Origin of the sequence: Curtobacterium sp. MCBA15_001 (assembly GCF_001864835.1) — a bacterium.
Lineage (GTDB): Bacteria > Actinomycetota > Actinomycetes > Actinomycetales > Microbacteriaceae > Curtobacterium.
In genome coordinates, this window is the sequence record NZ_MJGI01000025.1 from 504455 (window position 1) to 518739 (window position 14285).

14 protein-coding genes and 4 tRNA genes are annotated in these 14285 nt (G+C 73.1%); 4 read left to right on the plus strand and 14 right to left on the minus strand.

From position 1 onward, the window contains the following. Positions 1-34 precede the first annotated feature (34 nt). The gene (locus BIU90_RS14280) at positions 35-1660 is read right to left on the minus strand and encodes a cell wall metabolism sensor histidine kinase WalK (RefSeq protein WP_071300832.1); all 1626 of its coding nucleotides are present in this window, start codon (positions 1658-1660) and stop codon (positions 35-37) included. Continuing rightward, a complete protein-coding gene (locus BIU90_RS14285) occupies positions 1657-2334 on the minus strand; it encodes a response regulator transcription factor (RefSeq protein ID WP_175470223.1) in 678 nt (225 codons plus the stop codon). Before BIU90_RS14285 ends, BIU90_RS14280 begins: the two co-directional genes overlap by 4 nt. 152 nt (positions 2335-2486) lie before the next feature. Here BIU90_RS14285 and BIU90_RS18780 point away from each other — a divergent pair, with 152 nt between their 5' ends. Continuing rightward, positions 2487-3119 carry a hypothetical protein gene (locus BIU90_RS18780; protein ID WP_071300834.1) on the plus strand — a complete coding sequence of 211 codons (633 nt, stop codon included), beginning with the start codon at positions 2487-2489 and terminating at the stop codon, positions 3117-3119. Positions 3120-3246: 127 nt separating this feature from the next. Here the strand turns inward: BIU90_RS18780 and BIU90_RS14295 are convergent, their stop codons facing one another. The 3 genes from BIU90_RS14295 to BIU90_RS14305 form a co-directional block, all read right to left on the minus strand. Next, the gene (locus tag BIU90_RS14295) at positions 3247-4497 is read right to left on the minus strand and encodes a DUF2254 domain-containing protein (protein ID WP_139195284.1); all 1251 of its coding nucleotides are present in this window, start codon (positions 4495-4497) and stop codon (positions 3247-3249) included. Between the two features lie 102 nt (positions 4498-4599). Then, positions 4600-5310 (minus strand): 5'-methylthioadenosine/S-adenosylhomocysteine nucleosidase, encoded by a 711-nt coding sequence (gene mtnN / locus BIU90_RS14300; RefSeq protein WP_175470224.1) that lies wholly within the window; start codon positions 5308-5310, stop codon positions 4600-4602. 34 nt (positions 5311-5344) lie between these two features. Beyond that, positions 5345-5923 (minus strand): GrpB family protein, encoded by a 579-nt coding sequence (locus tag BIU90_RS14305; RefSeq protein ID WP_071300837.1) that lies wholly within the window; start codon positions 5921-5923, stop codon positions 5345-5347. A gap of 80 nt (positions 5924-6003) precedes the next feature. Here BIU90_RS14305 and BIU90_RS14310 point away from each other — a divergent pair, with 80 nt between their 5' ends. Beyond that, positions 6004-6939, plus strand: coding sequence for a helix-turn-helix domain-containing protein (locus tag BIU90_RS14310; protein WP_254787078.1), 936 nt, complete (start codon positions 6004-6006; stop codon positions 6937-6939). 10 nt (positions 6940-6949) lie between these two features. Next, positions 6950-7429 (plus strand): hypothetical protein, encoded by a 480-nt coding sequence (locus BIU90_RS14315; RefSeq protein ID WP_071300839.1) that lies wholly within the window; start codon positions 6950-6952, stop codon positions 7427-7429. Positions 7430-7433: 4 nt separating this feature from the next. Here the strand turns inward: BIU90_RS14315 and BIU90_RS14320 are convergent, their stop codons facing one another. From BIU90_RS14320 to BIU90_RS14360, 9 genes are all read right to left on the minus strand, one after another. Continuing rightward, positions 7434-8240, minus strand: coding sequence for an FAD:protein FMN transferase (locus BIU90_RS14320; RefSeq protein WP_254787060.1), 807 nt, complete (start codon positions 8238-8240; stop codon positions 7434-7436). Beyond that, positions 8237-8725, minus strand: a complete 489-nt coding sequence (locus BIU90_RS14325; RefSeq protein ID WP_071300840.1) for an FMN-binding protein — start codon at positions 8723-8725, stop codon at positions 8237-8239. Before BIU90_RS14325 ends, BIU90_RS14320 begins: the two co-directional genes overlap by 4 nt. Beyond that, positions 8722-10176, minus strand: a complete 1455-nt coding sequence (locus BIU90_RS14330; RefSeq protein WP_071300841.1) for a ferric reductase-like transmembrane domain-containing protein — start codon at positions 10174-10176, stop codon at positions 8722-8724. Before BIU90_RS14330 ends, BIU90_RS14325 begins: the two co-directional genes overlap by 4 nt. A 179-nt stretch (positions 10177-10355) precedes the next feature. Continuing rightward, a complete protein-coding gene (locus BIU90_RS14335; protein WP_071300842.1) occupies positions 10356-11720 on the minus strand; it encodes an ATP-binding protein in 1365 nt (454 codons plus the stop codon). Next, positions 11717-12394, minus strand: coding sequence for a response regulator transcription factor (locus BIU90_RS14340; RefSeq protein WP_083403971.1), 678 nt, complete (start codon positions 12392-12394; stop codon positions 11717-11719). The genes BIU90_RS14335 and BIU90_RS14340 overlap by 4 nt, the downstream gene beginning before the upstream one ends. 197 nt (positions 12395-12591) lie before the next feature. After that, the gene (locus BIU90_RS14345) at positions 12592-13353 is read right to left on the minus strand and encodes an ABC transporter permease (protein ID WP_071300843.1); all 762 of its coding nucleotides are present in this window, start codon (positions 13351-13353) and stop codon (positions 12592-12594) included. Positions 13354-13476: 123 nt separating this feature from the next. After that, positions 13477-13551, minus strand: a tRNA-Val gene (locus BIU90_RS14350). A 15-nt stretch (positions 13552-13566) separates the two neighbouring features. Further along, positions 13567-13640: transfer RNA gene (locus tag BIU90_RS14355), tRNA-Cys, on the minus strand. Between the two features lie 82 nt (positions 13641-13722). Further along, a tRNA-Gly gene (locus tag BIU90_RS14360) sits at positions 13723-13794 on the minus strand. A gap of 363 nt (positions 13795-14157) precedes the next feature. Here BIU90_RS14360 and BIU90_RS14365 point away from each other — a divergent pair. After that, a tRNA-Val gene (locus BIU90_RS14365) sits at positions 14158-14230 on the plus strand. Positions 14231-14285 lie beyond the last annotated feature (55 nt).

Consider the following 14285-nt stretch of genomic DNA (forward strand, 5'->3'; position numbering starts at 1 on the left):
TCGTCGGCATGCTGCGGTGGTGCTGCGCCGGAGCCTACGCCCGGACCGGCGCCGTGCGGAGCGGAGCCCCGTTCTGTGGATGACGAATCCGGTCCCCGATCCCCGCAGTGCGCGGACCGGATTCGTCATCCGCGTCAGCGACGTCGTGGTCGGACTGGGCAACCGGCACGGTGAGCACGAACACGGTCGCCGGACCCGCCGGACACGTCAGGTCGCCGCCGTGGGCGCGGGCGATGCCCCGAGCGATCGGGAGCCCGAGCCCTGCTCCGCCGTTCTGGTCGTCGCGCCCCGCGTCGAGTCGGACGAGTCGGTCGAACACCCGCTCGCGGTCGGCCTCGGGGATGCCGGAGCCGTCGTCCGTGACCCGCACGACGCCGACGTCACCGGAGGCATCGACCGCCATCGTCACGGTGCCGGTCCCCCGGGTCGCCCGCGCGGCGTTCTCGACCAGGTTGCCGACGACCTGGCCCACGCGGTCGGCATCGGCCAGCACCGTGACGGGAGCGCCGGACGCGACGACGTCGAGGTGGAGCCCGGGTGCTCGGAGCTGCGCGCGGTCGGCCTCGACCCGGACCAGGGCGGCGAGGTCGACGGGCGCGACCTCGAGCTGGAGTCCGCGGTCGACCCGTGCCATCAAGAGCATGTCGTCGACCAGACGCGACGCACGTCCGGCCTGCCGCACGACGTGCACGGCGAGGTCCTCGCGCTCGAGCGGGTCGAGCCCGCCGACCCCGTCCAGCGGCGCGCGGACGAGGGTGTCGGCGGCAGCGCGGATGCCGGCGACAGGGGTGCGGAGTTCGTGTGCGGCGTCGGACAGGAAGTCGCGCATCCGGGCCTCGGCCGCGAGGGCCTGGCGCTCGGCGCCCTCCACCGCGTCGAGCATCTCGTCGAACGCCACGGCGACCCGTCCGATCTCGGTGTCCGACCGACCCGGCCGGAGTCGCCGTCCGCGGTCCCCGTGCGCGATCGACCGGGCAGCCCGGGTCATCTCGTCGAGCGGCCGCATCGTCCGTCGCACCACGAGGACCAGTCCGCCCGCCGCCAGCAGCATGAAGCCAGCCGAGGCGCCGAGCATCACCCACCGGAGCTCGCCGAGCACCTCGTCGACCGACCCCGTCCCCGCGGTCAACCGGATCGTCGACCCATCGCTGAGCTGCGACACGAGCGTGACGAGCCGGTCCTGTTCGGTGACGCGGGACCCGGTGATGGTGACCTGCGCCGCCGAGCCGCGTGCGACGGTGGAGCCGGCCGTCCCGCTGCCGGCGGCCGACGTGTCGGACGAGGCCGAGCCTCCCGGGCGTGCACCGGCGGGTCCCGGCAACCCACCCGGGTCCGGCGGGCCCTTCTTGAGCTGTTCCGGAGTCGGGCCGGCCTCGACCGATCCGCCGTCCCGCGTCGTGATCGTCACGGAGAGCCCCTGCATCGAGAGCCGGTCGGCCAGGTCGTCCGCGTCGACGGTGCCGACCAGCGCCGCGGCCGCGGATGCCCGGTCGCGCAGGCGGTCCTCGATCTGCGCGCGGAGTCGGCCGCCGAGCGTCGCCTCGACCGCGACGGACAGGCCGGCGAGGAGCAGGGCTAGGAGCACCAGGACCGCGACCACCGTCCGGGCGCGGAGCGAGCCCGTGCGGAGGGTCCCGGTCGTCTGGGGACGCCGACTCATGCGGCCACCGCGCTGAGGCGGTACCCGAGCCCGCGGACCGTGTGGACCAGGCGGGGGCCGTGCGCCTCCATCTTGCGGCGGAGCGCGCTGAGGTGCACCTCGACCAGGTTCGGGTCGACGCTGTCGTACCCCCACACCTGCGTCAGGATCTGCCCCTTCGACATCGTGCGGCCGCGGCTCTCGGCGAGGAAGGCGAGCAGCCGGTACTCGGTGGCGGTGAGGTCGAGCGCGACCCCACCGCGGCGGGCGACCGCTGCGTCGGGGTCGAGCACCAGGTCGCCGACCTCGACGACGGCCGGGATCCGACCACGACGCCGGAGCACTGCCGTCACCCGGGCGACGAGCTCGGCCATCGCGAACGGCTTCACGACGTAGTCGTCCGCACCCTCGGCGAAGCCCCGCAGCCGGTCGTCGACCTCGTCCCGTGCGGTCAGCATGACGATCGCCGCGTCGGAGCCGGTCCGGACCCGGGCGGCGAGCTGGATGCCGCTCGCGCCGGGCAGCATCCAGTCGAGCAGGACCAGGTCCGGCACGAACCGGGTCAGGTCCTGCTGCAGCGCGGAGCCGTCGGGGACGTCGAGCACGACGAGGCCCTCGTCCCGCAGGGAGCGGGCGACGGCGAGGCGGATGGTCTCGTCGTCGTCGACGAGCAGGACGCGGGCAGGAGTGGACACGGCGGACACCGTACGTCGGCGCTGCAGTCACGGAGCATGGAACGACCTGGGGAGAACCTGGGCTTCAGTGATGCTTCAGTTCTGGCTTCGAGCGTGGTCCTCACCGGCAGGACCGCCGGGCCGGCGAGTGCCGGAGACGAACTGGAGACACCATGACCGACAACGACGAACCGACTCGCGAGTTCCCCCGACACGAGCCCGACCACCAGCCCACCGAGCAGTTCCCCCACCAGCTGACGGGAGGCCCGACACCGGTCGCCACGTCGGCCGCTGCCACCGGGACGGGTCGCCGTCCGGGCCTGGGACGCCGGCTCGGGATCGGCGCGGCGATCGTCGCCGTGCTGATCGGCGGCGTCGGGGTCACGGCCGCGGTCGCGGCCGGCAACGGCGGGGGCAGCCCGGTCGCGGCGCCGACGGGGGCCCCGTCGGGTGCGCCGACGGGGGCGCCGTCCGGGGCTCCTTCGGGTGCGCCGTCGGGCGCTCCGTCCGGTGCTCCGTCCGGGGCTCCGGCTGCTGGTGGCCCTGCCGCTGGTCCTGGTGCCGGAGGCCCGGGTGCTGGTGGCCCGGGTGCTGGTGGTGCTGGAGCGACGTGCGGCCCGGCTGCGGGTGCTGCGCCGAAGGCCGACGGTACTGCCCCGAAGCCGCCGAAGGACGCTCCGAAGCCGCCGGCCGCGCCGTCCGGCAGCGCGGGCAAGGACGGCAAGGACGCGCCGAAGCCGTCCGACGCGCCGAACCCCTCGGACGCGCCGGCCGCCCCGACCGACGCCCCGACGTCGGGCTCCTGATCCGCAACCGCCGACCTCGCACCGTGCGAGGTCGGCGCGCGCCGTGCGGGGTTCTGCACACGGTGCGAGGACAGGGCCTCGCACGGTGTCCGGAACCTCGCACGGTGCGATCCGGGATCGGGACGCGTCAGGCGGCCAACGCCCGCCGGAGCTCCTGGACGGACTGCTCCGCGAGACGCGCGCGCTCGTCCTGACCGACCTCGGCCAGGCGCTCCGCGAGCCGCAGCGCCGCACGGAGGACGATGGGGTGCTCTGAGCCGTAGGTGCGGACGCCCTCGAAGACGGACGCCACCAGGTCCTCCAACCGCGGCCAGTGCGGCAGCACCCGCACCACTCCCGCGTCGTCCAGGTGACCGGTGACGGCGTCACGGTCACGCCAGGCCGGGACCAGCGCTCCGGCCGCCATCTCGAGCGCGGTCACCGCCGTGTAGGGGTCGTTCGTGCCGCTGGCCAGCCCACGCACGGCGATCTCGACGAGCTGCTGGAGCGCGAACCCGACGTCCTGCACCGGTGTGCGCGCGGTCCCGATCGTGATGCACCCACGGAGCGCGCGGGCAGCACCGTCGTCAGGGGTCTCGAGGTCCGCTCCGGGTGCCGTCGTGCCGTCGGACGGCCGGGTCACGACGACCACCGGATCACCGACGATCACGTGGTCGCCGGGCATCACCAGCATGTCGACCACGCGGTCGTGCCGCGTCGCCCAGGCCACCAGCCGCTGCCAGTCCACGGACTGCACGGATCCGTCCGAAGCGGCACGGATCATCCTGCCGCCGTCCGGCCGGCGATGCTGCGGCGCGACGGTGACCGTGGCGTGCGACTCGTCGCGGTCGACGAAGGCGTGGTCGAGGGCCGCCACCAGGTCCACCTGCACCTGCTTCTGCAGCGAGGTGATCTGCACGCTCGTCGCGATGTGGTGGATGAAGAAGACGAGGACGGCCACGTCGACGATCCCGAGCAGCACCGCGACGTGCACGGCCACGACCGGGACGAAGGCCGACCCGTCGTCGACGGCGGTGTGCACGGAGCGGACGACCACGATCGTGTAGAGGAACGTCGAGGTGAATGCCGCCAGCACGAACTGGTTCGCGCGGTCGGCCATGAAGTTCCGGACCAGGCGCGGCCCGTACGTCGAGGACGTCGTGGCCAGGACCGAGATCGTGATCGAGAACGACGTCCCGGCCACGGTGAGCATCGCGGTGCCGATCGTCGTCAGGATCGAGCGTCCACCGCTGGCGCTGAGGGCATCGAGCACCGCGATCCGGACGCCGCCGTCGACCACCGCGTGGTCGACGGCGACCAGGACCTCGGCCGCCACGATCGCCGCGACGCCGAACACCGCGGGCAGGAACCAGAACGACTCCCGCACACGCAGGGTCATCGACCGCACGGACACCACCAGCCTCTCGCTCGGACCGGCGTGGGCCGCTCGGAGTCCTCGGGTCGAGTCAACCAGGCGCCCGGGACCGCCGTGTCCGACGCGTCAGGCGGCGAGGCCCCGCACGACGTCGTGCACGACCTCGGCCGCGCGGGCAGCGGCGTCGTCGAGGTGCAGGCGGAACTCGTCGCCGTCGGGAGCGCAGAGGTCGCTGATGCCGCGGACCGACACGAACGGCATCGCGTGCACGTGGGCGAACTGGGCGATCGCGGCGGACTCCATGTCCACCGCGGCCACCGTCGGGAACGCTGCACGGAGCACGCGGGCACGTTCCTCGGTCACGAAGACCTCGCTCGAGCCGATCGTCGCCGAGCGCAGGGGGTGCTGCGTGCCGGAGGCCAGGGCGAGTGCGACCATGCGGTCGTCGGGCGCGTACCCGGTCGGCATGCCGGGCACCTGGCCGAGCGCGTACCCGAACGCGGTGGCGTCGGCGTTGAGGTTGACGTACCGGTCCCCCACCACGACGTCGCCGATCGCCACGCCGTGCATCAGTCCGCCGGCCGTCCCGACGCTGATCACCGGGATCGCGCCGAAGTCGTGGAACGCGTGGGCGACGGCCGCGGTCGCGTTCGTGAAGCCGATCCCGCTCCGCTGCACGGCGACGGTGGCGCCGTCGAACGCCAACAACTGGTGGCCGTCGTGGCCACCCACGGGACCGTACGCGGCGGGGACACCCCCGACCAGGTCGGCGAAGGCGTCGACCTCTTCGCTCATCGCCGCGATGACCACGGCGACCGGTGCTGCCCGTCCGTCCACCAGACGATCCTTCCACATGCTGCTCGACGCCCCGTCAGGCGCCCTCGGACCGCCTCCGGGCGCGGGCGCGCTCCTTGATCGCCTCGATCACGGCGGTCTTCGCGTCGGCGTAGGCGTTCATGTCGTCCCACCGCCGCGTGAGCAGGTCCCGCTTGGTCTGCTCGTACAGCGCCCGGTCCGCGGCGACGGTGCGCAGGTGGTCGCGGAGGAGCAGGTACGCGTCCACGGCCGGGGCGCCCTGCTGGTACACGTGGACGTGCACGTCGCGCTCGGGGGTGCGGACGAGGCGGTGTCCCGGTTCGCGCACGCGCAGTTCGTACCCCGCGCCGAGCAGTGCGTCGAGGTACGCGGCCTCGTCGGCGACGTCCGGCACCACGACGACCAGGTCGACGATGGGCTTCGCCGCGAGCCCCGGGACCGCCGTGGACCCGATGTGTTCGACCGCGACGTCGAACCCGTCGCCGAGGGCCTCGCGGATGCGCTGCTCGTGCTGCCGGTACACCCGGGGCCAGGTGTCGTCGGTCTCGTGCAGGCCGACGACCAGGGGTTCTGGACCGCCGACGATCTCGGTCGTCGTGACGTCGGGTCGGCCGTGCCGTACGGGTGTGTCCACGACTCCATCCTGCCCCGACACCCCACGGTCGCGGGTCGCGGAGCCCTCGGCGCTCGTGTCAGGATGACCCCGTGACGGCGATGCCGCTCCCGGAACGGCCGCCCACCTTCCGGACCTACCGGGTCGTGGCAGTGAGCGAGCACCGTGGACCCGAGCTCGAGGCCACGTACGGCTTGTCCGAGGGCGTGGACGGGTCCCTCGATCAGTTCCAGTACAGCGGGGCCGGTGACGCCGACCTGTCGATGCGCGGCGCGACGGTGGAGGGCACGCGCGTCGGTCGGATGCAGCAACGGCCCGACCACATCGTCTTCTGGATCGGCGACGGTACGGCGACCGTGACCCCCGACGAAGCCGAGACGCTCACCGCCACCCCCGGACGCCCGATGCTGCTCTCCGCTGGGGTCGTCTACGACTTCACCGCCGACACCCGCAAGGTGACGATGCTGCACCTCTCCGAGGAACTGCTCCGGCGGTGCCTCGCAGCACGGGGGGTGCACCTCGCCGGGCCGCTCGCCTTCGACGAGCAGCCGGACGGCACCGACGCACTCCGTCGTCTGCAGGGCGAACTCCGGCGGTCGACACCCGGCCTGGTCGACCCGACGGTCACCGGTGCCGCCCGCGCCGCGCTCAACGCCCGGGTGGCGGACGCCGTCGTGTGCGCGTTCCCCGTCCGCGCCGTGCCGGTTGCCGCCTCGACCGCGGTGTCACGCGTCCTCGACCTGATGCACCACGATGCGCGGACGGCCCTGTCGCTCGAGGACCTCGCCGCCGCGTCGGGGCTCAGCGTCCGCGGCCTGCAGAACGCCTTCGCCCGTGACCTCGGCACGACCCCGACCCGGTACCTGCGCGACCTGCGCCTCGACGGTGCCCACCGCGAGATCGAGGCCGGTGAGGCCGCCTCGGTCGCCGACGTGGCACGGGACTGGCAGTTCCACCACCTCGGGCGGTTCGCGAGTGCCTACGGCGAGCGGTTCGGGGAACGCCCGAGCGAGACCCTGCGCCGCCAGCGCGGCTGAGGCGCGCGCCGTGCTCCGGGTCCCGGCTGTCCTCGTGGCCGTCCTCGGGGTGGCGCTGCTCGGCGGGTGCTCCAGTCCGTCGTCCGATGCCGGTGCGCTCAGCGCCTGGCAACGGCAACAGGACCTGGCGACCGAAGCGGATCCCGCCGTGCTCGGCGTGCTCGTCGCGGACGTCGACGCCGGCGAGCAGGCACCGCAGGAGATCCGACCCGGCGTCCGGCTGCAGTTCCCCGCGTCGCAGCCCGTGGACCACCTCGAGTTCTCCTGTTACGGCAACGGAGCGATGCGAGCCGTGATCCGCACGGTCGCCGGCGACGCGACCCGAGACACCACGGTCGGTACGATGGCGTGTCGCGACAGCCCGCACCGGATCGACGTCCCCCGCGGGACCTCCGCCGGCATCGACAGCGTCGCCTGCAGCGGCTTCGACAGCGACCGGCCGAGCACCTGGCGACTCGTGGTCATCGGCAGGGCGCAGCCGGCTTCCTGAGCCGTCAGCGCCGACCGAGGACCCGAGCGGACGCCGCGTCGTCGCCGGCCGTGACCGTCCCGGCCGCGCCCGGCGTCGCCCACACCGTGCCGTCCGCGGCGAACGCCAGCACGTCGACGTCCGCGTCGTTCGTCAGGCGACGGAGGTCGTCCTCGTCCCCCGCGACCACCGCCGTTGCGAGCACGTCGGCCGTGACGACGTCGTCGGCGATGACGGTCGCCTGGACGAAGGTCGGCACGGCACGCCGCCAGATGTGCTCGCCCCGTTCGGCGGTCCCGGACGTCGCGACGGCGCGGCGTGGTGCGTCGAGCCGCACGATCCCGACCACGGTGTCACGTCGGCCGGGGTCGACGACGCCCACGCTCCACGACTCGTCCGGTCGGTGGTGCCCGCGGGCGAGCACGTCGCCGCCGGCACTGATCATCCAGCCGTCGGGCAGGTCGTCGTCGGCGCCGTCCGGGTCGTCCTCAGGGGGTGCGGCGTCGAGCACCGCGCCGGCGTCCTGGATCGCGAGGGCCTTGACGACCCCGGACAGGTCGACCACGCCGTCGGGCCGGTGCGGGGTGAACGCGCCCCCGGTCCGCTCCCGCCAGTCGAGGGCCAGGGCGTAGACGTCGCGCACCTCGGTGGGGGCCTCCGTGAGTCGCAGGGACCCGTCTGCGACCCGACTCAGCACCGACGACGGGTCGTACAGGCTGTACCGGTGGTCGTAGCCCGCGAAGACGGCGCGCACCGCCGCGGCAGCCGCGGGGCTCGCGCCCCGCAGGCTGACGACGGTGCCCATCGTCGCGAAGGTCAGGACGCGGTTCACAGCCCGGCCTGGTCGATGGCGGACTGCAGCGACGTCGTGTAGCCGTCACTGGTGTAGGTCGCACCACTGACCGACTGGATCTTCGCGGACTGCGCATGGAGGGCCTCCTGGCGGAGGATCGGTGCCGCCTGTTGACTGATCTGGACGGACCGACCGCCGTCGTTCGTCAGCTGCAGCGCCGTGACGTCGGTGATCGTGCCGTTCGCGACGGTGATCTGGACCTGCACCGGCCCGTACCGGGTCTGGGCGGTCGTGCCGGTGAAGGTGCCGGAGGCCGCCGAGCCGGTCCCGGTGCTGCCGCTGCTCCCGGTCCCGGTGCTCCCGCTGGCGCTGCTGCCGGTCGCGTCACTGCCGGTCGTGCCGCTGCCGGACGTGGTGCTCTGCTGGGCGGGAGCGGTGACGGCGGGCTGGGCGCCGAGCTGCCAGCCGATGACGAGGACGGCGATCGACGAGACGACACCGCCGGCGACGACGCGGGCCCTCATGACCCGAACCGTTCCTGGTGGATCTGGTGTTCCGGGACGCCGGCGAGCCGCGCCTCGAGGACGACCTGGTCGGACCACGCCTGCGGGCCGCACACGTACAGGTCGGAGTCGAGCAGTCGCGGGAACACCGACGTCAGGGAGACCCCGCGACGGAGGTCGTCCTCGGTCATCCAGCTCGCTCGGGACGTGGCCCGGCGACCGACCATCGTGAAGAAGCGGCTGCCGGTCGCCGCGGCCAGGTCGGCCGTCTCGTGCCACAGGTACTGCTGGTCCGCGTCGGATCCGCGCAGCAGCACGGTCGCCTCGCCCGGGCGCAGGTCGGTGTCCTCGAGCAGGGCGCGCACCGGCGTGATGCCGATGCCCGAGGCGACGAGCGCCAGGTACGGTGCCGTCCGGGCGCGACTGGTGAACAGGCCGTACGGGCCCTCGAGCGAGACGAACGCTCCCGGGGTGATCCGGCCGAGCCGCGCGGACCCGGCACCGAGGTCGCGGACGGTGATCCGGGCACGGTCGCGGCCGGGGACGGCGGAGAAGGAGACCGGGTGCGCGTGCCACCACGTGCGGGCGGTCCAGAACCGCCACACGCCGTACTGCCCGCCCCGGGTCCCGAGCCGGTCGAGGTCGCGGCCGGCGAGGTGGATCGACACGACGCCCGGTGCGACGGGCTCGACGCCGACGACCCGGATGCGGTGCCGGAAGGTCACGACGAGCGGCATCGCGAAGCGGTACACGGCGATCAGCCCGAGCGCGACGACGTAGAGCGCGATCCAGTAGACCCGCTGCCACGTGCCCTGCGCCAGGACGCTGCCGGCGCTGAGCATGTGCGGCAGGGCCACGAGCACGGCGGCGTAGCTCAGCAGGTGGATGCCGTGCCAGGCCTCGTACGGCAGGCGACTGCGCACCGCGACCAGCGACGACACCACGACGGCCACGAACAGCCCGAGCCCGAGGTACGCCAGCGGCATGTCCGGCGACGAGAACAGCGCGATCGTCTGCGCGATCGGACCGGTCCCCGCCGAGGCGCCGTACCCCAGGGTGAGGAGCGCACCGTGCGCGAGCAGCAGGTACAGCACGGGCTTGCCGAGCGAGCGGTGCACTGCGATGGCGTTGTCCTGGCCGAACGTCCGGTCGATCAGCGGCACCCGCGCGGCGAGCACGAGCATCACGAGCACGAGGTCGGTCGCGATGAGCCCGGCGACGATCCCGGCATCGGTGAGCCAGCCGCCGATGCCGACGACGGTGTGCGAGCCGGGCGACATCAGCCAGAGCGCCACGGCGAAGGCCGCCGACACCCAGGCGAGGACGCCGAGCAGGTCGGTCGTCGCGGCACGACGGCGGCCGTCGCGACGTCGACGCCGGGCGGCGACGTCGAGGGGTTCGGTGGCGGCAGTGGGCGGCCGTCTGGCGGCACGCTCGGATGCGGTGGGGGTGGGGCGAGCGGTGTCGATCATCGACTCGTTCCTCTCCAGCGGGTGATCGGGTGACGCACAGCATCGACACCCGTCCTATGTGTGGACCCGGAACGGGGCCTGCCCTTCGTTCGAGATCTCGAGTGAACGCGCGGGATCCTCGTGTGCCTGGGCCGCGCGACCTGTGCCGGAGTCGAGCCGGGCCTCCTGTCCGGCCCCGGTCAGACCGGCGGCAACGCGACGGCGGCGACCGCGCCGCCCCGCTCGCCGTTGCGCAGCGACGCGGACCCGCCCGCACGTTCGGCGACGCCCCGCACCAGTGCCAGGCCCAGTCCGCTGCCGCCGAGCACCGCGCGTCGCGCGGTGTCTGCGCGGGCGAAGCGTTCGAAGGCCTGCGGGAGGAAGTGTTCCGGCACGCCGTGCCCGTCGTCGACCACCCGCAGGTGCAGGACCGATGACGCGTCCTGCTCGAGGGTCACCCGCACGACGCCGCCGACCTCGCCCGCGGCGATCGCGTTCGCGACGAGGTTGTCCACCACCCGGGCGAACGAAGCCGGTTCCACCGCGTACCGCGCGTCCGGGTCCGGGGTCGTCGCGGTGAAGTCGATGTCCCGGGTCCTGGCGCCACCGAACGCGCGGGCGCGGTCGATCGCGTCCATCAGCTCGGACACCAGGGCCGCGCTGGTCGTGGCCGGAGGCGCGGCGGACTCGTCGAGGCGGCTCAGCTCGAGCAGGGTGGTCGCCAGTGCTACCAGACGCGCGGCGTCGCCTTCGGCGGCGCTGAGGGCGCGTTCGAGCGCGGCCGCGTCGCCAGTAGACCGGTGGGCCAGCTCGAGCCGGGCGGTGAGCGCGGCGAGCGGGGTCCGGAGTTCGTGGCTGGCGTCGGAGACCATCTGGCGCTCGCGCCGCGTGTTCTCCCGCTGCCGCTCGATGAAGGCGTTGAGCGTCCGCGCCAGCGCCGCGAGCTCGTCGTCCGTCGTGCCGACCGGCAGGCTGCCGTCGACCGCGCCGTCGCTGAGTTCCTCGGCCCGGCGCCGCATCCGCCCGACGGGTCGGAGCGCCAGGGTGGTCAGGAGCCAGGCGGTCCCGCCGAAGGCGAGCAACGCCAGCACGGTCCCGAGCACCAGCGACCGGTCGACGCGGGCGAGGGTCTCCGCCCCGGCGCGGCCGTCGTGCGCGGCCCACACCACGACGGTCCCGTCCTCGTGGGCGACGGGGATGCCGACCACGGTCACGGCTCGCTGGCCGGTGTGCAGTCGCAGGGTGACGTCGCGCTGCGGCTGCTCGGCGGGCAGCGCTGCCCGCACGTCACGCGGGAGCGAGTCGACCCGCCAGCCCCCGGACGCGTCGCGGATGCCGACCATCACGTCCTCGGACGGCCGGTCGGGCGCCTCGTCGGGGTTGTGCCGGAGGTCGGACACGAACGGGGCAGCGTCACCAGCAGCGAGCGAGGCGTCCGTCGCGATCGTCGCGCGCTCGATCTGCACGTGCAGGACCACCGCGACGCCGCTGAGCACGACCGCACCGACCAACAGGCTGCCGAGGGTGATACGTGCCCGGATCGAGAGGCGCCGCACGACCCTCATGTGACCACTTCGAGCGCGTAGCCGACGCCGCGGACCGTGCGGATCACCACGTCGGCCCCGGCAGCACCGAGCTTCTTCCGCACGTAGCTGACGTACTGGTCGACGATGGTCGGGTCGAAGTGGTCCGCGCTCCCCCACACTTCGGCGAGCACCTCGGCGCGGGTGCGCGGCGCGGGCGAGCCCTGGATCAGGAACCGCAGCAGCGAGAACTCCTTGACGCTGAGCGGGAGGTCACCGCCCCGGACCGACGCCCGCACGGCGATCGTGTCCAGTCGGACCGACCCGGCCTCGACCACCGTCGCCGAGCCGGCCGCCCGACGCCGCAGGTGGGCCCGGAGCCGCGCGTTCAACTCGGCGATCGCGAACGGCTTGGTCAGGTAGTCGTCGGCGCCGGAGTCGAGCCCGAACACGCGGTCGTCCAGGGCGTCGCGGGCGGTGACCAGCACGACCGGGAGGTCCTCGCCCATCTCGCGCAGTCGACGGCACACCTCGAAGCCGGTCATCTCCGGCAGCATGACGTCGATGGCGGCGGCGTCGAACCGGTGCGCACGCACCTGGACCAGCGCCGAGACGCCGTCCGTCACGACGGTCACGGTGTGGCCTTCGTCGACGAGGCCGCGCTCGACGAGCGTCCCCATCTCCGGATCGTCCTCGACCACCAGGATGTTCGCCACGTCACACCACCCCGCTCGTGCCGAGGAGCGACCCGATCACGAACGTCACCGCGAGCGCCAGGGCACCGCCGACCACCGACGTGCGCCTCGCCGTCGTGGAGTCGGGTGTGCTCATGCGCCCAGCGAACCAGGAACCGCCGACGACGGCAGGACGGACCGACGTGCGCGTGCGTGATCCGGCAGGCGGGGTGTCCAGGTCATCCGTGCATCACCGGGCGGGTGCGGACCGGCGCGAGCCACCGTGTCAGTGCGACCGCGGTGGTCGCGCCCGCGGCCATGATCGCCGCGAGCACGACGATCTGGAACCGTCCGGCCTCCAACGGCGAGACGCCGCCGAACACGGCGCCGACGAACGCGCCGGGCAGCGTCACCAGCCCGGTCGTCCGCGTCTGGTCGACCGTGGGCACGAGTGCCGCGCTCACCGCACGCCGCACCAGCCGCGCCGTCGACTGCCGTGGCGGCGCGCCGAGCGCGAGCCATCCCTCCACCTCGTCCCATTGGTCGTCGACGAGTTCGCGGAACCGCCGACCGCTGATCGTCGCGATGGTCATCGCGTTGCCGATCACGATGCCGCCGACCGCCAACGCGTACCGCGGGCTGAGTTCGATCGCGCCGGTCACGAACACGACGGCACCGGCCAGGAGGATCCCGGCAGCCATCGAAGCACCCACCGGCCATGCAGTCTGCCGCAGCGGTCCGAGCCGCCGCGCGGCGGTCCAGACCGCCACCGAGAACATCACCGCGAGCGCTGCCGCGATCAACAGCGGCGACTGGATGATCCCGGTCAGCACCAGGCTGATCGCGGCGAGCTGCGCGGCACCGCGCACGATCGCCAGCGCAGGCGACCACGGCGCGTCGGCCCTGGTGACGACCAGGAGCACCGTGACGACGGCGACGAGCAGGCCGACGCCGAGGAGGGTGTGCCCGAGCGTCCCTACCAGGTCTGCGCCAGCGGTCATGACCGGAACCCTACGGTGCGCGCGGCGCCTGGTCGACGTCGTGGGTCCGTGACGGGGGCGACGACGAAAGCCCCCGACCGGACCTGGTGGTCCTGCCGGGGGCTTCGTCGTGCTGATGATTCGTGGTGGGCGATACTGGGATCGAACCAGTGACCTCTTCCGTGTCAGGGAAGCGCGCTACCGCTGCGCCAATCGCCCAGAGAGAGACATCCGTGGAGGTGGGGACGGGATTCGAACCCGCGTGGACGGCTTTGCAGGCCGCTGCCTAGCCTCTCGGCCACCCCACCATCGAGGATCACGTCTCCGTGAGTACCCGAACGGTGGGATACCCTCTGGTGAGAATCCGGCCCCCGAGGGGACTGGAACTCGAGCGGATGACGAGATTCGAACTCGCGACCCTCACCTTGGCAAGGTGATGCGCTACCACTGCGCCACATCCGCAGAACACGACCGGAGTCCTGTTCGTTTGCCGGCCCGCTCTCGCGGCGACGTCGTGAACTCTATACGAATCCCGACGCTTCCGCCAAAACCATCGCCGTTCACCGGGCGTGTCCCCCGAGTTCATGCGCTCCGTGGCGGGTCAGGGCACGGTCGAACCCACGCACCGTGCGCAGTTGTGGACACCGTGCGGGCTTGGTCCCTCGCACCGTGTCCACAACCCAGCACCAAGCGGACCCCCCGGCTCAACCCGCGCAGAGCGCGACCCCGAAGCCTGCGCCCACGAACCGCGACGCGCGCGAGTGCGACACGCGGTTCGGCACCACCGCCCGCATCCGCTACTATCGATCCGCACGCAAGTGCAAGGGGCGATTGGCGCAGTTGGTAGCGCGCTTCGTTCACACCGAAGAGGTCATCAGTTCGAGTCTGGTATCGCCCACGTACCACCAAGAGCCCGACGCAGACGCGTCGGGCTCTTTGCATCCCGGAACCGA